Genomic DNA, 18516 nt, shown 5'->3' with positions numbered 1-18516 from the left:
CCCGGTTACGTCGGACCGCAGTGGGGACTACGGGTCCTACCTGGGTATTACTTGGTGGGTCTGACCAGGCCCGTTTCGTACCCCAGGACGACGAGCGCGACCCGGTCGCGGAGGCCGGTCTTGGCCAGGATGCGGCCGATATGCGTCTTGACCGTTGCCTCGGACAACGTGAAGAGCTTGGCGATCTCGGTGTTCGACAGACCGCGGGCCACCTCGACCAGGACCTCGCGCTCGCGGGCGGTCAGCTCGGCCAGGTCGGGGCGCTCGGTCTCGGTGTCGGGCAGCGCGCCGGCGAAGTGCTCGAGCAGGCGCTTCGTCGTACTGGGGGAGACCACGGCGTCGCCGGAGTGGACCTGGCGGATCGCGGACAGCAGGTCGGCCGGCGGGGTGTTCTTGAGCAGGAAGCCGGCCGCGCCGGCCTTGATCGCGGCGAACGCGTACTCGTCCAGGTCGAACGTGGTCAGCACGATCACCTTCGGTGCCTCTGGCAACGACTGGAGCCGGCGGGTCGCCTCGACCCCGTCCAGCCGGGGCATCCGGACATCCATCAGTACGACGTCGCACGCGGTGACCTGGATCTTCTCGACCGCCTCGCCGCCGTCGCCGGCCTGCCCGACCACGCGCATATCGGCCTGGGAGTCCACCAGCATCGTGAAACCTGCTCTGACGAGTTCCTGATCGTCCACGAGGAACACCCGGATCACGTCGTCCATTACTCTCCGCTCGGCAAGTTGTAGGGCAGTTTGGCGATCACCTCGTAACCGCCGCCCGCCTTCGGTCCGGCGCTCACCGTACCGCCCGAGACCGAGGCGCGTTGCCGCATCCCGACCAGGCCGTGACCCGGGTCGGAGCTCGGCGCGACGCCGGCACCGCGACCGTCGTCGGTGACCACCACGGTCAGCATCTCGCGCCCGAAGTCCAACGAGACGGAGGTGCGCGCTCCCGGCCCGGCGTGTTTCAGCGTGTTGGTCAGCCCCTCCTGCACGATCCGGTACGCCGTGAGCCCGAGCAGCGCGGGTAGATCGCGGGGCTCGCCGGTGACGTCGTACGTGACGTTCAGCCCGGCCTCGCGGACGTTGTCGATCAGCTCCGGCAGGCTGGACACGCCCGGCTGCGGGCGGGGCTGGTTCGGATCGAGTTCGTTCTGCTCGTCCTGTTTCAGCAGGCCGAGCATCTTGCGCATCTCGGTCAGGCTCGCGCGGCCGGTGTCGCCGATGGTCGCCAGCGCTTTCTTCGCCGCCTCGGGCGACTGGTCCGCGGCGTACAGACCGCCGTCGGCCTGGACGATCATGATCGACAGGCCGTGCGCGACCACGTCGTGGATCTCGCGGGCGATCCGGGTCCGTTCGTTGCTCACGGCCAGCTTCGACTCCCGGTCGCGGTCCCGTTCGAGCTGGGCGGCGCGCTCCTCGAGCTGATTGACGTACAGACCGCGGGTACGGCGGCGCTCGCCGAACGCCCAGACCCCGAAGACGAGCGCGCCGAGCGCGACCATCATCGTGACCTGCTGCTTCCAGTCGGAGTTCGACCAGTACCGCGAGACCGCCATCAGCACGCCGAGGCCGCCGATACCGAGGGCGATCCGGCTCAGGCGGGTGTCGCCGTACACGGAGATGGCGTAGAGGGCGACGAGCAGGCCGATGTTGCCGGGCTGCAGATCGACCCCGATCAGCCATTGCAGGGCCGCGACGGAGCAGACGGCGAAGAAGACCAGTTCGGGGTGGGTACGCCGCCAGATCAGCGGGACCAGCATGCCGAACGCGAGGATGCCGCCGAAGTGCGCCTGCGCGAGCGACAGGAACCCGGCTGTCACGCACAGCGCACCGGCCAGCAGCAGGTCGAACGCCCTGCTCCGGGCAGGCAGCGGCCGCGCGGTCAGTATCCCCGTCATGTTCGCCAGGGTACGGGGCCGATTGTGCGCCGGGGTCAGCCTGCGGGCGGATGTCGACGTACGACCGCGGGATGTTACTTGTGCGGCCTGGTGGAGAGCGTGGGCTTGGCCTCGAGGCCGGACAGGCCGTTCCACGCGAGGTTGACGAGGTGGGCGGCGACGTCGGGCTTCTTCGGTTTGCGGGCGTCCAGCCACCACTGGCCGGTGAGCGCGACCATGCCGACCAGCATCTGGGCGTACATCGGCGCGTTCTTCGGGTCCAGGCCGCGGCGCTTGAACTCCTCCGCGAGGATGTGCTCGACCCGGGTCGCGACGTCGCTGAGGATCGAGATGAACGAACCGGTCGACGATCCGACCGGCGAGTCGCGGACCAGGATCCGGAAACCGTCGGCGTTCTTCTCGATGTAGTCGAGCAGCGCGAGCGCGGCCTGCTCGACGAGCTCGTGCGCGCGGCCGGCCGTCAGCGCGCCGGTGACGCCGTCGAGCAACGAGCGGACCTCGCGGTCGACGACAACGGCGTACAGGCCTTCCTTGCCGCCGAAGTGTTCGTAGACGGCCGGCTTGGAGACCTCGGCGCGATGCGCGATCTCCTCGACCGAGGTCGCCTCGTACCCCTTCTGTGCGAACAGGCCGCGGGCAATCGTGATGAGTTGTTCGCGACGTTCGGCACTGGTCATCCGGATCCGGCCGGACCGCCGCGGTTTGGGTTCCGTCACGTCGTGATCACGTCAGCATCATGCCGCACTTCGGGTATTGCCGGTGGGAGTTTTCAGGCAGCCTTGAGCGTACGGGGCGAAGAGTCCACACGTCGGGCCTCCAGCCGTTCCTTGACCGGCCAGCGGACGTCGGTGACCCAACCCGCCTTCTCGAAGAACCAGATGCAGCGGGCCGACGTGTCGAGCTGACCCTTGAGTACGCCGTGCCGCGCGCAGGTCGGGTCGGAGTGGTGCAGGTTGTGCCACGACTCGCCCTGGCTCAGGATCGCCAGCCACCACACGTTGCCGGACTTGTCCCGGCTCTTGAACGGCCGGTCGCCGATCGTGTGGCAGATCGAGTTGATCGACCAGGTCACGTGGTGCAGCAGCGCGATCCGGACCAGGCTGGCCCAGAAGAACGCGGTCAGCGCGCCGGAGATCGACCAGGACCAGAGGCCGCCGATGACCGCGGGCGCGAGGAGGGACACCGCCACCAGCAGCGGGAACATCCGGGACACCCGCACGATGTCCTCGTCCTTCAGCAGGTCCGGTGCGTACTGGCGCTGCGGGGTCTGCTCGGTGTCGAACAGCCAGCCGACGTGGGCGTGGAAGAAACCCTTCGTCAGCGCTGCGATGCTGTTGCCGTACTTCCACGGGCTGTGCGGGTCGCCGTCGCGGTCGGAGAACTTGTGGTGCTTGCGGTGATCGGCCACCCAGCGGATCACCGGCCCCTCGATCGCCAGCGAGCCGGCGATGGCCAGCGCGTACTTCATCGGCCGGTTCGGCTTGAACGACTTGTGCGTGAACAGCCGGTGGAAACCGATCGAGATCCCGTGCCCCGCGACCGTATAGAACACGACTGCCAGTACGACGTCCCGCCAGCCGAGGAAACCGCCCCACGCGATCGGCACCGCCGCCAGCACCGCCAGGAACGGGATGCCGATGAACAATGCCAGCGCCACCTGCTCCCAGGCCTTCTTCTGCTCGCCGCCGAGCGTCCCGGTGTTCACGTCCTCGACGACGGGCGCGGTACGGGTGGGCGCGTCCGGCGTGGCAACGGGTGGGGTCATAGCTGTTTCATCCCTCGGGTCGGGGGTCCTTACCTACGCCACCGTAACCTACGGCACCGTAGGTAAGGAACCCCTCAACGTGCGATCCACCCCACTCATGGCAAACTGTCCCGGCAACCACGATCCCCCGTGGGGTAATCGGCAGCCCGCGAGACTTTGAATCTCGAAGACCAGGATCGAAACCTGGCGGGGGAGCTATACGTACTACGGGAGCCCCGCGCGGACGTACTGCGGCAGCCCGACGCGGTGCTACGCACGACTCCTTCGTCGCCGTGCTGCGCGCCGCTCCCACCCGCCCTGCGCTTAGCGCGCCCTGTGGGCGCTTATCGCGCGTGACCGCATTCGTGGTGGGGCCGGTTCGCCGTGTGTGAGGTGGTTGGGGTTCGCCCCGACGCGGTGCTACGCGCGGCTCGTTCCTCGCCGTGCTGCGCGCCGCTCCCACCCGCCCGGCGCTTAGCGCGCCCGTGTTGGCGCTTATCGCGCGTGACCGCATTCGTGGTGGCGCTGGTTCGGTTGCGTCTGGGGTGGATGGGGTTCGCCCCCCGCTGAGGTAATCCGCGCCGGCGAGGCCTGGGTTGGCAGCTATCAGACCTCCGATGTGGCGAAGTGGCAAGTCAGGAGTGTTGCGGGTAGCCAGCACTCATCGGATGACCCCTTCCGACACCGCGTGTTTGGTGGCAGTGTCGGAAGGGTCTGTTGGTGTGGGCGAAGCTTGTGCCGCCGGCGCCGATGCAAGAGATGTTCCTTGCTGTCACAGCAGCTCTGCAGCCAGGTCGGCGGTGAACTGGCAATGGAGGCAATCCGGTGTCGCAGGTGGCGGGTTCAGGTGCAACCAACGAGCCACAACATCGGCTCATCGCCAATCATGTGCAAGCCTTTGCGACACTCGCCGAGCTTCGTGCGGTCAGTACCTCGATCGTCAGGGTGATCGCCGGGGAACAGATCTCGGGCGCAGTCTCTGGATTTCCGGCGACGATCACCAAGCTCACGGTGGCCAAGGTCATCTGGGGCAAGGTGGTGGGTTCAGAGATCGAACTTAGGCAGTTGGGTGTCGTGGGCCAACTGGGCAACACCTCGGCGATAGTCGAGTCGGGCAGAGAGTATCTAGTCTTTCTTGTTCCAAGCACCGGTGCAGATGACGCTGCTCCTAGCCGCTATCTCGTAGCGGGTGATGCCGGACTGTACGAGCTGCAGGGCGCGGAGTACGTGCTACGTGGTGGCGACCTGCCACCTGAAGGGCGCAATACTCTTCCGGCCACGCTGGTCGCTGCCACCGCCGACGTCCAGGTGACTTCGTGACCGCGGCACAAGCTTCTGAGGTGAGCAATGGAGGCGCCGGGAGGTGGCCGGCTCGGCCCACGCCCGGACCTGAAAGGCCGGGTTGGATGCCAACTCACCTCAGTCTCGAAGGTCGAGCTGTGGCGCGGCGAAGGCCTTGTGTTGTTGGTATTGCTGGCCGGTCTGCAGGCAGAAGTAGAGCTGGCCGAGCATCCGGTTGAACAGGTGGCGCAACGCGGCCGCGTGCCGATCGCCGCGGTCGCGTCGGTGTCGGTAGTGGCGGTGGGCGTGTTCGTCGTGAGCCATCGCGGCGAAGGCCCAGGACCAGCCTGCGGCGGCGAGGCGGTCGTTCTTGACGCGGCGGTGGGTGATCGAGACGGTGCGGCCGGAGGCGCGGGTGATGGGTGCGGACCCGGCATAGGCCTTGACCGCTCGGGCGTCGGTGAAGCGGGTCCGGTCGTCGCCGAGTTCGGCCAGGACCCGGGCGCCGGTGTTGTCGGCCAGACCGGGGAAGCTGGTGATGATGGCGTGATCGGGGTGCTGCTGGAACGCGTCGGCGACGGCCCCGCCGAGTTGGTCGACGTTGCGGCACTCGGTGTCGAGGACCGCGAGCAGCGCGAGTGCCTGGCGGCCCATGGCCTGCTCGACCAGATCGGGCTGTCGCAGCTGTGGCTCGCGGAGCGCGGCGTGCAGGTGTGCTGCGGTCGTGTCGATGCGGCGCAGGCGGCCGCCTCGGCGCAGCGCGGCAGCAATCCGTGCCTTCGACAGCTTGGCCGCCGCGGCCGGCGTGGGCGCTATTGCCAGGACCGCGCGGGCATCGGCCGAGGCGAGGTTGCTGGTCATCTTGCCGGCGAAGGCCTCGAGGAAACCCGGGTAGTACTCGCGCAGCAGTGAGCGCAGCTCGTTGGAGGCCTTAGTGCGGCGCCAGGTGGCGTCTTGGAGCGCCCGAGCAAGGACGGCGACCGCTTGGGCCAGGTGGGTGTCGGCCGGCAGTTGGCGGTGGACGTGCTGGTCGGTGCGCAAGATGTTGGCCAGCGTCATCGCGTCCGCGTGGTCAGACTTGCCCCGGCTGACTGTGTGTCGTTCCCGGTAGCGGGCGACCGCCATCGGGTTGATCGGATAGATCGGCCGCCCAGTCGCGCGCAGGGCCGCGACCAGCAGACCGCGTGGAGTCTCGATCGCGACCGCGATCGGGTCCTCGGCGGAGTCGCCGGCCGCCGCGAACATGTCGGTGAGTTCGGCGAACCCGGCCACGGTTTCGCGGATGCGCTTCTTCGCGATGAGCTGACCGGAGTCGTCGATCAGGGCGATGTCGTGGTGGCCTTCGGCCCAGTCGATCCCGCAGAACACCTTCACCTGTCTGCACCTCCTCAAAGCCTGTGTTCGGTCCGGTTCGGACCCTGGCGAGAACGCGCGGCGCCCTAATGATGAGACTCTGCGGTCTTCCCTCCGATGAGCCGTTCGCGATCCCAGCAACCCCCACGGCCCCGGTCTGCGGATCAGAGCTCGAAGGCTCCCGGTGAACGAGGTATCGACCGTGCGGGCGGACTCGAACCACGACCACACTCCCGTCCGGCGGCCCGCCAACCAGACCGACGCGCCGAACCGGATCAACGCTGCGAACAGGTCCCGGGCGTCAGTCGCGTCGGCCTGATAGGAGGCCTGAGCGGCCAAGGGACGGGAAGACGTCAACAGCCGCCCGGAACCGTGTTACCCACTCATTAGCCGCCCGGAACCGTGTTACCCACTCATTAGGGGGACGCGGCGGGTTTGGCAACGGATTCCGCTCGCAGGCGCACCCCTGCGATGATTCGTGAGTGAACACAGACCGTCGCGCTGAACCGCGATTGGCTGACGGTGCGGCCATCCACGGTTGGCGGGTGGCCCTGAGCATCCGGCTCGGCACCGGAGCGGCAATTGTCGCCACTGGTGCGATCGCGCTGATCTCCACCGCCATGCAGGACGACCACCCGATCAGCGACCCACTGGAGGCGATCGCAATATATGCGGCGCTCTGGTGGTTTGGGGCCATACGACCCGCGGTCTGGCTCTCAGCTGACGAACTGGTTGTGCGCAATCGGCTGCGGACCCACCGAATCGCCAGAGACAACGTCATCTCGGCCAAACCCGGCTCGCGCGGAATCATCATCATTCGGCGAGATGGTCGCCCTTGCACCGCCGTGGGCTTGTGGAAGCCCAAGATCGCCCAGGAACGCGCGGCCGGCCTGATCACCTACTGGGCCCGGACCCCGCCATCGAGCAATCAAGACGAGAGGTTTTACACGGAGACCCTGGAAAGCCCGACCAGGCGGCGCGTTGTCGGCACCCTGTCCGCCGCCGGGCTCGCCATCGCCCTCACCATTCCCGCCGTACTCGAGGCCTGGCCCCACAACCCTGAGTGGCTGTGGCCAATCGCCGGCCTCATCTGGATCATCGCTATCGTGCCGTTCGGCATCACTCGACAGCCAGGAGATGCGCCTCGGCGCGATCACTGAGACCCTCTCGTTGGTCTCCCGACCCCTAGGCGCACTTCTCTGCCGCGAACTGCGAATACGGCTGCACCCTGTCCTCGAATCGGTCATTGGCTTCGACGTAGGTCTGGCTGAGGACCTGACCGGGCTTCAAGTTGGACAGACGCTCGAGCGTGAACTCAACGTGCCCCGTGTACCAGGTGCTGTCGCGGGTCCAGCCGTACGCGACGTACAGAACACCGGGCTTCAATGCCACTGGCGGGCTAGTCCGGCGCCACGCCGCAGATGGCTCGACGGTGTTCAAGCTTGCGTTGATCGCGCTCTCAGGCGTGATCGGCGAAACCGCATCCCAGTCCGCAACTGAAACCGTAGAGTCGTCGCCCGCCGGGTCGGCCGCCGTTCGATCACGATAGACCGTTGCCCCATCGATGTGGTCGTTGCAGAGTGCAAATACGACAACCGGGCGACCTTGCCCATCGACACTCATACCAGTTGACCCGGCACCCGCGACAGTCTCGCACCCCGTAAGCGACACCACCGAGCCGAAGGCGAGAAACGCGCACACGAAGCTCACCCGCCGAAGACGTCGGCGTGGCCGTCCCACACCACAAGTGATCACTTGCCAAAACATCGCATACGCGGACCGACTCAGGCCGCACCGTGGCCGAAGTGCAACATCCGCACACGCCGCGATCCGCGCTTTCGACGCTCGCAAATCATCTGGCGGCCCAACGCCGCGCATGAGCGGACGGCAGCCAGTCCGCCGGACGGGGCACGGATCGCCTGATCGTGTTGGTGCGACGGTCTCAGGCTGCGGAGATAGAGGCTTGGGCTTGGCGGTTGCGATCACCAAGGTATGAGCCTGGCGCCTGTGGCGGCGCTGATGACTGCTCGGTCTCCGAGTGGGGCAGCCAGGGTTACGACCATTGTCTTGCTACGGAGAACGAGGGGACAGGGAGCACCGTTCCGTGCCGGCCCATGGGTTCCTCCGATGATCACCATGTCTTCGAACTCGACGGCATGAGCTCGAAGGTCGGTATCGCAGGCTCCGAGGGAGAGGCTGAAAGTGAGGGTGCTGCCGTCGATCCGGGTGAGCCGCTCGCTCCCGACGAGGCCAGGGGCCGGCTCGGCGAGCCCGGGCGGTGGGACGGGCTGTGGGACGGGCTTGAGCACATCCTTCGAGACTGCGAGGACGACCATCGGTCGTGATTTGCCCTTTGCGGTGAAGGACCAGGCGGGCACGGTCGCGGGTCCGCGGCTCGTGTCTACCTTGGCGGTGGTCCGGGAAGCGCCGGTGATCGTGAGTCTGCACTTCGACGCCGGTACGTGTACGTGTCCGCAGTTGTCATACGTGGCTCCGATTGCTTCAGTCAGGGCGGGCCGGGGATCGAGGACGCTCGCCGAGACACTCGATCCGTTCCCGAAGTCGATGCGGGTCGTGCCACCTGATCCGAGCTTTACGCCCGGGGCGATGGTGACGTGCCCGGCCCCCCACGCGACCTTCTGCTCGGTCGTGTCGAAGCCCAGGTCCGGCGTCCGCGACGAGTACAGGAGGATTCCTGCCGGAGGCTTCGGGATCCCCACAGCCCGGACGGCTCGCGCGACAACCTGCGCCCGGTCGAGAAACACCGGAGGCACAGAAGCTGACGGGACCGGCGTCTGCTGGTTTGCACTGCTTGCCCCGGAAGGTGGCGCTGCCTCGTTCCCACAAGCCGCAAGTGCACAGGCGATGAGAACGACGGCCGGCCACGCGTACGCACGACACCCTGCACTGCGCCGAATGGACCTCATGCTTGTAGGACGCGCCAGGTCTGGCGAATCGTTGCGGCGGCCGTCAGGTGAAACGTCCATCTGCTGCTGACGGGCCAATCAGCTCTGGCCCGACTAAGTCTTTTGCGTCGACCTGGTGAGCACGACCAGGACCAGGCCGAGTGGCCCGAGGACGCCGTACATCGGGTGGTAGATGCCCTTCGCCTTCGCTAGGTACTCCGCAGCGTCGGACCACCTCAACTGGCAAAAGACGAGTGACGCGAGAGCCGCCAAACTAGTCGGCCACCTAAGCCAACCCTGCATGGCTCCGGCGAGAACACCGAGCGCAGCCATGCCCACCGTCGTCGCAGATGCCAGAGCGAACGCATGCCAGAACTTCCGCATGATCTCCTCACGCGGAGGGAAGATCTGCGACCCGGATGACATGGCCCGCATCGTAGACGACCTCGCGCGGGGCTGGCTGTGCTAGCGGAATTGCTAGCGAACACGAGCATGTCCCGCCGAGGGCTGGTGACCCGGCTGAGGTGCTCATCTGCCGCGGTTCGTGTCCTGCGGCTGTCGGAGCTCGTCTGGCTCGGGTTGCCTGGAACCTCACAGTGGAGGGGACTGCTTCGTTAGGATCGGGTCGTGGCGGCGACGGCTTCTGGGGTGTTTCGGCGGACGGCGATCGAGCGGTCGGATCAACGGGTCTCGTGGGAGCGGGCGGATCAGGCCTTCTTCGCGAGTGGGGCGTGCCATGTGCTGGCCTGGACGTGTAGGGAGTTCTATCCCGATCAGGAGATCGCCTTGGCGGCCTTGTACTTGGGTGACTTCGAGCATCCGCTTCACGTGTATGCGAGGTGGGGCACGTGGGCCTTCGATGCGTCGGGTTGGAACCTCGAGTCCGAACTCCTGCAGGTCAACAGCGACTTCGAGGGTCTGCCCATCCGTCAGGTGGAGACGATCAGCAGTGACCTTCGGGAGTTCTGTGAAGCGCACGTGCATCGACAACCGCACCAGTACTGGGCCGATCCGACAGAACGCGCAAGGGCCTATGTACGCCGATACGACCCGCCCTGGCTCTAGGCGCTTGGCAGGGTCCTACTCCGTCTGTTCATCGTCCGGCCAGACGGGCTCGTGATCGAAGCCATGTTGAGCGAGGCAGTAGTTGGCAGACCATCGCACCTCGGCGTCGGGATCGTGCGCGGCCCGCTCGAGGGTTCCGCGGACAGACTCGGCGGGGTAGTCGGTCAGACACATGACGGCCGAGTCTCGAGCTGCGGGGATCGGGTCCTCGACTGCCATCTGGAGAATCGCGGGCAGCGTTCGCGGGTCGTTCCGCCAGCGCGCGGAGATGCGAACAACACTCTCGTGCCGGACTCGCCAGTCCTCATGACTCATTCCTCGGCGCAGCTCTTCCCACGTGTGCATGGCCCGCGCCGTGGCGTTCGCGGCTGACCAGAGCGCCCGGTCTTCCGCGACCCACGGATCGTCATCTTCGATGATCGGGACAACGATCGGTCCGATGCGGATTTCGTCAGGCCCATCCGGATCCGGTACGTCCACACGGCCAAGTGAATCGATGCCTGAGCAGTCTGGCAACGCATATCTGAGACCCAAAGGCATTGCCTTCGGCGGGTTTCACGACTCCGGGATGACGGGCTGATCTGCGAAGTACGAGCGGAGTCTCCGGGCGTACGGTTCGCGTTCTTCGCGGGTTGCGGGCTGCGCGAGATGGGGCGTGTTGTAGAGGTTGTCGTCCTTGTAGCGGGGAAACACGTGCACGTGGTAATGCCACGCATCCTGGTAGCCGGCAGGCTCGTTGTGTTGACGTGTGGAGACCCCATCGCAGCCGTACGTGTGTCGTATGGCTATCGCGACTGCTCGCACCGCATCTTGTACGGCGTGCCCGTCGACAGAGGGCAGATCGTAGAGGTTCTCGTGGTGGCCCGTCGGCACGACCAGGACATGACCGAGGTTGTTCGGCCACCAGCGTGAGGCGACGAACGCCATCGCCCGGTCGGTCCGCAGAACGACGTCTTGCTGACTGGTTAAGTTGTCTTCGCCACCCGCGAGCACCAGGCAGAAAGGGCAGTCGTATCCCGCAGGCTCGTGGTTGAACATTCGGTCGCCTCCAGCGGTCGCAGACTCGCACATTCTGCCCCGGGCGGCCGTGGTCGGCGGGAATCTCGTGAAGAACCTCGGGCATAGTGCTGTCGTCGTGCAACCGGATCCTCCTGTCAGGACTCATGGAGGCAAAGGGGTCGATCTGGGGAGTGGTGATGGCTGACGGCGACATGGTGCGCGAGCTGTATGAGGGGTGCTATCGGCGTCTGGTCGGGCAGCTGTTCGCGATCTGCGGGAACCTGGGTGAGGCCGAGGACGCCGTACAAGAGGCGTTCGTGCGGGCGGTCGAGAAGCCGCGGCGGTTCGCGCAGCTCGAGAATCCGGAGGCGTGGCTGCGGACGGTCGCGTTGAACGCCGTACGCCGGAGGTACCGGCGCGCGACCCGGTTCCATGGGTTGCTCTCGCGTGCAGGGGTTCCAGAGACCACGGTGACCGGGATATCCGCGGATCGGGTCGCGTTGGTCGAGGCCCTGCGGCAGCTCCCCTTTGAGCAGCGCGAGGCGATCGTGCTGCACCACATCGTCGACCTGACGGTGCGTGAGATCGCCGTACAGCTGCGTGTTCCCGAAGGGACGGTCAAGGCTCGCCTCACCCGGGGTAGATCCCGCCTGGCCCCGCTGGTCCACGAGTTCGCCGACGACGCCGAGGAGGTCAACCATGTCTGAGCTGAAAGAACTGGCCTGGGACGTCCAGGAGACCGTGCAGCCGTTGCCGTTCGAGGCCCTGGAACGCCGTGGCGTACGCCGCCGGCACCGTCGGCAGGCGCTGGCCGGGGCCGGAGTCGTCGCGGCGGTGACGATCGCAGTACTGGCCGCCCTCCTGCCGCTCGGGAACCTGACCGGCACCGAGAAGTCGACCACCGCCAAACAGGCAGCGATCCCGGTCGACCAGGCGGCCGAGAACGTGATCCACGACAAGAAAGCGGCCATGGCCGGCGTCGCCTTCGCGGCTCCGAAGCGGTGGGGCGCGGTGTGGTCGATAGTGCAGCCGGGATCCACCTGGAAGTCCTCCGCGGTGCTGAGCCGCGACGGGGTGCGGGCCACCGCGCCGGTGCGCAAGAACGACTACACCGTGGTGCGGGACCGGGACGAGGTGCTGGCCCTGTCGATGCCGACGAGCATGAAGGGCAGCGATCCGACCTGGGCCCAGGCCGTGATGGTCCGCCTGACGGATCAGGGCCGGATCGAGAAGAAGGTCCGCTGGGCTCCGCCGACCACCGAGTTCGGGGACGGTGACATCCTGCTGGCGTACGGCACCCTCCGGGCTCTCAATCCGGAGACCGGCGTTCTGCGGGAGATCAAGATTCCCGGGATCGACAACGCCACCCAGCCCCAGCGCGACAGCACCGGACGGTGGTGGGTGGTCGCCGCCAGGAACAGCGGCGTAGGCAACATCTACTGGACCGACGACCATGGCAAGACCTGGGGCCACTCCGTCATCAGCCCAGGCCGTGTGCTCGGCGGGCTGGGGGTCAGCCCGGACGGCCGGACGCTCGTGGTGATCCCGGGCTTCAAGCCCGCCCGGATACAGCACGATGAACAGGTACCGCTGCGGCTGTCCACCGACCGGGGCGAACACTGGACGACGGTGGCCACGCGAGACGAGCCGTACCTGCAGTCTCCCGTTGCCTTCGACAACGGGACCGGCCTCGCGCTCTACCAGGGCAAGAACCGCGAACTCCTCCGCCCCGGCGCCGGGAAGTCGTACACGCCACCGACCGACCTGGGCAACCTGACAACGGCAGGCGACTTCGTCTACGGCATGCAATACAACGGCAACCAGGCCATCACCAGCACCAACCACGGCAAAACCTGGAAGTACTTCCAGCCCCGCTGAGGTCGGACAATGGACGCGTGTCGCAAGAGTTCACGCTTGACGGGGCGACGCCGTCACCCGAGCTGGTGGCGGCGGGTCAGGTGGTGGTGGCCCATTCGTAGTAGTCCGGTTCGGGGTCTACTTTGAAGCGGACGGCGTTGATGGTGGTGGCGCCGTTGAGCCAGGCCTTGGAGATTCTGTGGCCGCCGTCCATGAGGCGTCCGTCTGACGACAGGATCACCGGGTAGTTGAGGTCGGCTTTCTGGATGAGGCCGGCGTGGCGGGCGACCATCCGGCACGTGACTGGTCCGTCGCCGAACCAGCAGTTCTGGTCGAACTCGCCGATAGCGTCGATCGGAACCGACTCGACGGGAAGGCCGGCCGACAACGCCCACAGGCGTTCAGTCAGGTAGAAAGCTCGGCCACCAGGTACGGCGCGTGAGTGCTTTTCAGGCATCGCACCATCATCATGCGGAACGCCACTCGCCGCGCCCCCTTTACGCAGTCGGCTGTCAGGCTGGGCTGGTTCTAGTGTTCTGCGGGTGGAGCGAGTGTTGATGGACGAGGTGGTTGAGACCGATTACGGGCAGTTCGACATTGGCTGGGAGGGCATCGGGTTCGACGGTGAGGTGGATCGGTTCTTTCGCGGGCAGGTGAATGGGCTTGTGGGGGTCGCGCATGGTGGTGGTGTTTATCTGCATTTCGGTCGGCGGTCGGGCGGATCGCCGGTGCGGATCGTGGTGGCGGACGCGGCTCCGGACGAGCCTGATGCGTCATGGAAGACGTTGTCGAGGTGTCCGTCGACGTACCGGCGACCAGGATCTGGTGGTCATCGTGGGCAGGCGAAACCGGTGGTGAGTTGGTCGGGATCGCGGCGGGCAGCTATCGGGTTCGGGTGAGTGAGCGCGGTCGGGACGAGGGGCAGGACGGGGAGTTCGCCGACGGGCTGGTCGATGCGTATCTCGTGCAGTTCTGGCCCGCTCCGGCTGAACCTGATGCGATCCTGAGGGTTGGCAGCCAGGACGCCCCGTACTGGCATCGCGAGTGGGGCAGCCGTCGTTGAGAGGAGTGCCGTCGCATGGCGCGGGTCTTGGTGACTGGTATGTCGGGGGCCGGGAAGACGACTCTGCTTGACGAGTTGCGCAGGCGGGGGTGGCTGGCGATCGACACCGACTACGACGGGTGGGTCGGGGCGGACGGCCGATGGGACGAGCGCCGGATGGAGCAGCTACTGGCCGATGAGCCTGATGTTGTTGTTTCGGGGGCGGTTGAGAATCAGGGGCGGTTTTACGATCGGTTCGAGCAGGTGGTGTTGATCACTGCGCCGGTTGAGGTGCTGATCGAGCGGGTCAGCACGCGGACCAACAATCCCTATGGCAGGACGGCGGAGCAGCAGGCCGAGATTGCGGCGTACGTCGAGACTGTGGAGCCGCTGCTCCGGCGTGGCGCGACGGTGGAGTTGGACGGGCGGAAGCCGGTGGGGGAACTGGCTGATGTGATTGAGGGACTTCAGCGGGGGCGGTAGTCGTCGGTCCAGGACGGTTCGTCGATCAGTTCGCGGATGATGTCGGCGTGGCCGGCATGCTGGGCGGTTTCGTTGACCATGCGGATCAGCAGGACGCCCAGGGTCGTGTGCTGGCCGCCCTCGGCCCAATGCGCGACGTGGGCTGGGCTGTTCAGATTGAGCTCGTTGATGGTGTTGTCTGAGTGAGCGCAAGCCTGCTGGTACGTGCGAACGACGTACTCGCTCGACTCATCAGGTGTCGCCCACATGTCGATCTCGGTGGACGGGTCGTCGCGGAACCATGACGGGCGCTCGGTCGGTGGGCGGCCGAGCGACTCCCCGAGGTAGCCGTACTCCAAGCCGGTCAAATGCTTCACCAGCCCGAGCAGATTCGTACCGCTCGGAGTCAGCGGGCGCCGTCGGTCGTACTCCGGCAGGCCGTCCAACTTCGCCAGCATCACAGCCCGACTCCCCTGCAGCGCCTTCAACAACTCACCCTTGACGTCCGGCATCCCCGGACCCTAGCCGCGACTACCGTCGAACTCGTGATCATTCGGCGGGTTTGTGAGGGTGACATCGAGAGTCTGTACCGGCAGCGGTTGTGTGCGTTTACGGCTGAGGAGACCGCCGAGTTGGTGCGGGCCGCCGTGGAAGAGGAGCGGGGGAGCGAGTCGTGCTTCTTTGTGGCGGTCGACCGGGGTGATGTGGTGGGGATGACGACGGTGCGGCGGTTGGGGCATCGGTTGTGTCGGCACCGGGCGGAGCTTGGTGGATTTGTGATTGTGCCGGGTGCTCGGGGGACGGGGTTGGCGCGGAGGATTGTGGGCGCTGCGAGGGCGGAGGCGTATGGCTGGGGGTGCTCGGTGCTGGAGCTCGATTGTCGGGGCGGGACCGATGCGGAGGCGGCGTACCTCGGGCTCGGGTTTCGAGAGTGGGGGCGGATGCCGGGCGGCTTTCACGATCGTGATGGGGCGATCTACGACGACGTACGCCTATGGATGCCGACCGGCGACGAGGTCGCGGAGTAGCCGGCCGAGTTCTGGCGGGAAGATGGTTTCTGTTGTGGTGAGGAGTTCCTGGGCGCGCCACCAGCGGAAGCCGAGGATGGTGCGGGCTTCGTAGGGGCTCAGGTTTGCCGGTGCAGGGGTGAAGTGTTCGACCCGGTGCAGGAGCCATTCTTCGTGTACGTCGAATGCTTGGCCGTTGAACTCGTAGCGGTGATCGCGACGCCATACCGGCGTACCAACCGGAAGATCAACTAAACCAGTCTCTTCGTAGGTCTCGCGTGCGGCCGCCAGTTGCAGAGATTCGCCGGGCTCGACGCCGCCGCCGACCGGGTACCAGCACTCGGCGTGTGACTTCGGGTCCTTGGCGTGGATGAGGAGTACGCGATCGTCGGGGTCGAGCAGGATCAGCTTGACCGCCAGCCTCACCAGGCTGTCGCTCCGGGGCTCGACCCTACGGTCTTGCGGCAGCGGGGGTTCGACCTTGGGGCCGTCATCGGCTGGCAAGGAAGTCGCGGATGTGGCCTGCCCAGGTGTCGGGTTTTTCGAAGTGGCACATGTGGGCTGTGTTGGGGATGACGATCAGCTTGCTGGGGACGGCGGTGTGGAGGCGGTGGGCTAGTTGGACGGGGAAGCCCATGTCGTATTCGCCGTGGAGGATGAGGGTTGGCTTGTTGAAGGTGCGGAGGATCTGTTCGGCGTCGCCTTCGAACCACGGGTGCATGAGGCCTTTGATTGCGCGTTCCTCGGACCAGTCGCCTAGGTCGGTGCCGAGGGAGTTGAGGAGCTCGAGGTACGCCGGGGCGAGGTCCAGGTCCCACACGAAGATCGTCGAGTTGCGTAGGGCCCCATCGGCTTCGTCCTCGATGCGTTGGCGGCGCTGGTACTCGGGCCAGTCGGCCAAGTAGACCGCGTTGTCCGCGGACGTGTACGCCGATGTGGAGGCGAGCACCAACCGCCGTACCTGCTCGGGATGCTTGTCGACGAAGCCCATCGCGGCGCGGCCGCCGGTCGAGAACCCGAGCAGGTCGACCTGCCCGAGATCGAGCCGATCGATCAGGCGATGCACATCGCTTACGACGTACTCCGGTTGGAGCTCGTCGTCGGGCAGACCGCGGCTGCTCCGCCCGCAACCGCGGAAGTCGAACAGTACGACGTGATGATCGCGGGCCAGCGGCTCGAATCCGGGCAGGAGATACCCGTGACCGACGTCCGGGCCGCCGTGGATCACGACCAGCGAAGGCTTCTCGGTCCGCTGCCCGAGCTCGCGCACGAACAGCGTCACGTCGCCGACATCCACCAACGAATCACGCATGCAGCGAGGATGCCAGGCTCCTCCGACATACTTGGCCGATGCAGGAGGAGCTGGAGAAGGCGACGTGGACGGATGCCGACTTCGAGGTGATGGGCTGGCACGACTGCCGCGTGCATGCCGTGAGCATCGGCGTACGCGAGGGCAATTTCCCGTGGAACCGGGTGCTCCTCGACCTCGACTACATCGTGAAATGGGTCGATCCGGCGCCCGCCGAAAGGCACTTCAGCTTCTGGATCGCCCCGGCGACGCTGGTGTTCGACGAGGCATGGGACATCACCGGCCAACTCGACCCGATGAATGACCTGCTGGAGATCGCCGGCCTCTACCGTCTCGCCTCACCCGACCACAACCCGGACTCGGTGTGGCACATCGACGGCCAGAACTTCGACCTCCAGCTGAGGGCGCCCGGCTACACGCAATACCTCCGCACCGCGCCCATCCACAGCAGCTCTCAGTACCTGACCCAAACCGAACGCGGCGGCCTGAGCTTCGCCGAACAATCCTTCATCTGAGGTGTGTATGCCGCTGTCAGACGGTTTTCTGCGGGAGCAGTTGCCTGGGTACGGCGACGCGGATGCTCGAGATTCGGCCGGGCCCGTACTGCGTGACGATCGAGGCGGAGCTGCCCGGCGTACCGCTGCACACGGTTGCGCCTGCGTTCGGGACGGCGGGGTGGGAGCGGGCGCGGGATTGCGTTGTCGACGTACTCGCGGCACTTGCGGAGGTCGAGGCGCCTGAGGTGGTGCGTCGGATGACGGTGCTCGACGAGGCCGACCCGTTCAGGCCCGAAGGAGTCTCGTGGATCGAGGCGTTGACAGCTCTCGTACGTCGGCGGGTGGCGCGGTTCGGCGATCAGCTCGCCCCGGTCATCGACGACTTCGACGCCAAAGTCGAGCTACTGCTGAACGAGCTGGCCGAGCTGAAGGAGCCGGAAACCCGAGTCGTGCACGGTGACGTGACCGCGGGCAACATCCTCGTCGACGACGACCTCTGGCCCGTGGCGCTGCTCGATCTCGGCCTGCTGACGATGCCGGGTGATCCGGTCTTCGACGCGGCAGCGGCTGCCGGCTTGTACGACATCTGGTCGCCCAGGGTCCGCGAGGTCGAGGCAGCGTTCGACCAGGCGTTCGTCGAGCAGCTCGGGTACGACGCTGAGCAGCTGATCGTTTACCGCCGCGTCCACTCGCTGCTCATCGCCAACGCACACGACGAGGACCCGTACGGCCGGGACAGCGCCGTACCGCTAGCTGCGAATCTGTTCAATCGATGATGCAGAAGACCGTGCCGTCGGGGGACTTGAGGACGACGAAGTCGGCGTTCGGCGGGTAGGGCCAATCTTCGACCCGTTCGGCGCCGAGGGCGATGAGGCGGTCCACTTCGGCTTCCAGGGTTGAGGATTCGTGGTCGAACCACAGGTCCAGATGGGTGCGGTCGGTCTCGTCGAGGTGGAGGCGGGTGGGCGCGGCCGACGGCGGCGGGATGAGGAAGTCGGGGTTGCCGTCGGTGGTGAAACCGAGAGCCTGACTCCAGAACTCGGCGGCGGGGCCGGTTTTCGGGACGTTCAGGATGATTGCTCCGAGGGTGAGGGCCATGGTCC

The 18516-nt window shown here is 66.4% G+C and carries 25 protein-coding genes and 1 tRNA gene; 11 read left to right on the top strand and 15 right to left on the bottom strand.

Annotation, left to right across the window (positions count from 1 at the left end; translation table 11 throughout):
• Window positions 1-47: 47 nt before the first annotated feature.
• From EV645_RS06070 to EV645_RS06055, 4 genes are all read right to left on the bottom strand, one after another.
• Window positions 48-713: a response regulator transcription factor gene (locus tag EV645_RS06070; RefSeq protein WP_130440580.1), complete on the bottom strand. Its 666-nt coding sequence runs from the start codon at window positions 711-713 to the stop codon at window positions 48-50.
• Window positions 713-1891, bottom strand: coding sequence for a sensor histidine kinase (locus EV645_RS06065; RefSeq protein ID WP_130440578.1), 1179 nt, complete (start codon window positions 1889-1891; stop codon window positions 713-715). The genes EV645_RS06070 and EV645_RS06065 overlap by 1 nt, the downstream gene beginning before the upstream one ends.
• A gap of 74 nt (window positions 1892-1965) precedes the next feature.
• Complete coding sequence (locus tag EV645_RS06060; RefSeq protein WP_130440576.1) at window positions 1966-2607, bottom strand: TetR/AcrR family transcriptional regulator; 642 nt, start codon at window positions 2605-2607, stop codon at window positions 1966-1968.
• Window positions 2608-2660: 53 nt separating this feature from the next.
• Window positions 2661-3656, bottom strand: a complete 996-nt coding sequence (locus tag EV645_RS06055; RefSeq protein WP_130440574.1) for an acyl-CoA desaturase — start codon at window positions 3654-3656, stop codon at window positions 2661-2663.
• Between the two features lie 123 nt (window positions 3657-3779).
• On the opposite strand from EV645_RS06055, the gene EV645_RS41780 reads away from it, so the two are divergent.
• Together EV645_RS41780 and EV645_RS06050 are read left to right on the top strand one after the other, a co-directional pair.
• Window positions 3780-3851, top strand: a tRNA-Gln gene (locus EV645_RS41780).
• Between the two features lie 609 nt (window positions 3852-4460).
• The gene (locus EV645_RS06050) at window positions 4461-4955 is read left to right on the top strand and encodes a hypothetical protein (RefSeq protein WP_130440572.1); all 495 of its coding nucleotides are present in this window, start codon (window positions 4461-4463) and stop codon (window positions 4953-4955) included.
• Window positions 4956-5054: 99 nt separating this feature from the next.
• Here the strand turns inward: EV645_RS06050 and EV645_RS06045 are convergent, their stop codons facing one another.
• A complete protein-coding gene (locus tag EV645_RS06045; protein WP_130440570.1) occupies window positions 5055-6290 on the bottom strand; it encodes an IS110 family RNA-guided transposase in 1236 nt (411 codons plus the stop codon).
• Between the two features lie 524 nt (window positions 6291-6814).
• Here EV645_RS06045 and EV645_RS06040 point away from each other — a divergent pair.
• Window positions 6815-7429 (top strand): hypothetical protein, encoded by a 615-nt coding sequence (locus tag EV645_RS06040; RefSeq protein WP_130440568.1) that lies wholly within the window; start codon window positions 6815-6817, stop codon window positions 7427-7429.
• A gap of 25 nt (window positions 7430-7454) precedes the next feature.
• On the opposite strand, the gene EV645_RS06035 is transcribed toward EV645_RS06040, so the two are convergent.
• From EV645_RS06035 to EV645_RS06025, 3 genes are all read right to left on the bottom strand, one after another.
• Window positions 7455-7892, bottom strand: a complete 438-nt coding sequence (locus tag EV645_RS06035) for a hypothetical protein (protein ID WP_130440566.1) — start codon at window positions 7890-7892, stop codon at window positions 7455-7457.
• Window positions 7893-8251: 359 nt separating this feature from the next.
• Window positions 8252-9034, bottom strand: coding sequence for a hypothetical protein (locus EV645_RS06030; RefSeq protein ID WP_130440564.1), 783 nt, complete (start codon window positions 9032-9034; stop codon window positions 8252-8254).
• Window positions 9035-9289: 255 nt separating this feature from the next.
• Window positions 9290-9601: a hypothetical protein gene (locus tag EV645_RS06025; protein WP_130440562.1), complete on the bottom strand. Its 312-nt coding sequence runs from the start codon at window positions 9599-9601 to the stop codon at window positions 9290-9292.
• A 201-nt stretch (window positions 9602-9802) separates the two neighbouring features.
• On the opposite strand from EV645_RS06025, the gene EV645_RS06020 reads away from it, so the two are divergent.
• Entirely contained in the window at window positions 9803-10240 is a 438-nt protein-coding gene (locus EV645_RS06020) for a hypothetical protein (RefSeq protein WP_130440560.1), read from the top strand.
• Window positions 10241-10255: 15 nt separating this feature from the next.
• Here the strand turns inward: EV645_RS06020 and EV645_RS06015 are convergent, their stop codons facing one another.
• Together EV645_RS06015 and EV645_RS06010 are read right to left on the bottom strand one after the other, a co-directional pair.
• Window positions 10256-10720 (bottom strand): HEAT repeat domain-containing protein, encoded by a 465-nt coding sequence (locus tag EV645_RS06015; RefSeq protein ID WP_130440558.1) that lies wholly within the window; start codon window positions 10718-10720, stop codon window positions 10256-10258.
• 75 nt (window positions 10721-10795) lie between these two features.
• The gene (locus tag EV645_RS06010; protein ID WP_130440556.1) at window positions 10796-11278 is read right to left on the bottom strand and encodes an HIT family protein; all 483 of its coding nucleotides are present in this window, start codon (window positions 11276-11278) and stop codon (window positions 10796-10798) included.
• Window positions 11279-11436: 158 nt separating this feature from the next.
• Here EV645_RS06010 and EV645_RS06005 point away from each other — a divergent pair, with 158 nt between their 5' ends.
• Window positions 11437-11946 (top strand): RNA polymerase sigma factor, encoded by a 510-nt coding sequence (locus tag EV645_RS06005; protein WP_130443549.1) that lies wholly within the window; start codon window positions 11437-11439, stop codon window positions 11944-11946.
• Window positions 11939-13117 carry a WD40/YVTN/BNR-like repeat-containing protein gene (locus tag EV645_RS06000; protein ID WP_130440554.1) on the top strand — a complete coding sequence of 393 codons (1179 nt, stop codon included), beginning with the start codon at window positions 11939-11941 and terminating at the stop codon, window positions 13115-13117. The genes EV645_RS06005 and EV645_RS06000 overlap by 8 nt, the downstream gene beginning before the upstream one ends.
• A gap of 76 nt (window positions 13118-13193) precedes the next feature.
• Here EV645_RS06000 and EV645_RS05995 read toward each other — a convergent pair whose 3' ends face one another.
• The gene (locus EV645_RS05995) at window positions 13194-13553 is read right to left on the bottom strand and encodes a hypothetical protein (RefSeq protein ID WP_130440552.1); all 360 of its coding nucleotides are present in this window, start codon (window positions 13551-13553) and stop codon (window positions 13194-13196) included.
• A 318-nt stretch (window positions 13554-13871) separates the two neighbouring features.
• Here EV645_RS05995 and EV645_RS05990 point away from each other — a divergent pair, with 318 nt between their 5' ends.
• The gene (locus tag EV645_RS05990; RefSeq protein ID WP_130440550.1) at window positions 13872-14159 is read left to right on the top strand and encodes a hypothetical protein; all 288 of its coding nucleotides are present in this window, start codon (window positions 13872-13874) and stop codon (window positions 14157-14159) included.
• 15 nt (window positions 14160-14174) lie between these two features.
• The gene (locus tag EV645_RS05985; RefSeq protein ID WP_130440548.1) at window positions 14175-14621 is read left to right on the top strand and encodes an AAA family ATPase; all 447 of its coding nucleotides are present in this window, start codon (window positions 14175-14177) and stop codon (window positions 14619-14621) included.
• Here the strand turns inward: EV645_RS05985 and EV645_RS05980 are convergent.
• On the bottom strand, window positions 14606-15112 hold the full coding sequence (locus EV645_RS05980) for a DinB family protein (protein ID WP_130440546.1): 507 nt from the start codon (window positions 15110-15112) through the stop codon (window positions 14606-14608). The two genes, EV645_RS05985 and EV645_RS05980, sit on opposite strands and share 16 nt — an antisense overlap.
• A gap of 33 nt (window positions 15113-15145) precedes the next feature.
• On the opposite strand from EV645_RS05980, the gene EV645_RS05975 reads away from it, so the two are divergent.
• A complete protein-coding gene (locus EV645_RS05975; RefSeq protein WP_157997014.1) occupies window positions 15146-15628 on the top strand; it encodes a GNAT family N-acetyltransferase in 483 nt (160 codons plus the stop codon).
• Here EV645_RS05975 and EV645_RS05970 read toward each other — a convergent pair.
• A complete protein-coding gene (locus EV645_RS05970; RefSeq protein ID WP_157997013.1) occupies window positions 15593-16033 on the bottom strand; it encodes an NUDIX hydrolase in 441 nt (146 codons plus the stop codon). The genes EV645_RS05975 and EV645_RS05970 overlap by 36 nt on opposite strands.
• A 64-nt stretch (window positions 16034-16097) precedes the next feature.
• On the bottom strand, window positions 16098-16919 hold the full coding sequence (locus tag EV645_RS05965) for an alpha/beta fold hydrolase (RefSeq protein WP_130440540.1): 822 nt from the start codon (window positions 16917-16919) through the stop codon (window positions 16098-16100).
• 38 nt (window positions 16920-16957) lie between these two features.
• On the opposite strand from EV645_RS05965, the gene EV645_RS05960 reads away from it, so the two are divergent.
• Window positions 16958-17431 (top strand): hypothetical protein, encoded by a 474-nt coding sequence (locus EV645_RS05960; protein ID WP_130440538.1) that lies wholly within the window; start codon window positions 16958-16960, stop codon window positions 17429-17431.
• A 62-nt stretch (window positions 17432-17493) separates the two neighbouring features.
• A complete protein-coding gene (locus tag EV645_RS05955; protein WP_130440536.1) occupies window positions 17494-18189 on the top strand; it encodes a phosphotransferase family protein in 696 nt (231 codons plus the stop codon).
• On the opposite strand, the gene EV645_RS05950 is transcribed toward EV645_RS05955, so the two are convergent.
• Window positions 18179-18511: a VOC family protein gene (locus EV645_RS05950; protein ID WP_130440534.1), complete on the bottom strand. Its 333-nt coding sequence runs from the start codon at window positions 18509-18511 to the stop codon at window positions 18179-18181. The genes EV645_RS05955 and EV645_RS05950 overlap by 11 nt on opposite strands.
• Between the last annotated feature and the right edge of the window lie 5 nt (window positions 18512-18516).

This window comes from Kribbella rubisoli (assembly GCF_004217145.1).
In the GTDB taxonomy this organism is placed as follows: Bacteria; Actinomycetota; Actinomycetes; order Propionibacteriales; family Kribbellaceae; genus Kribbella; species Kribbella rubisoli.
This window is presented reverse-complemented; position numbering and strand designations above follow the sequence as displayed.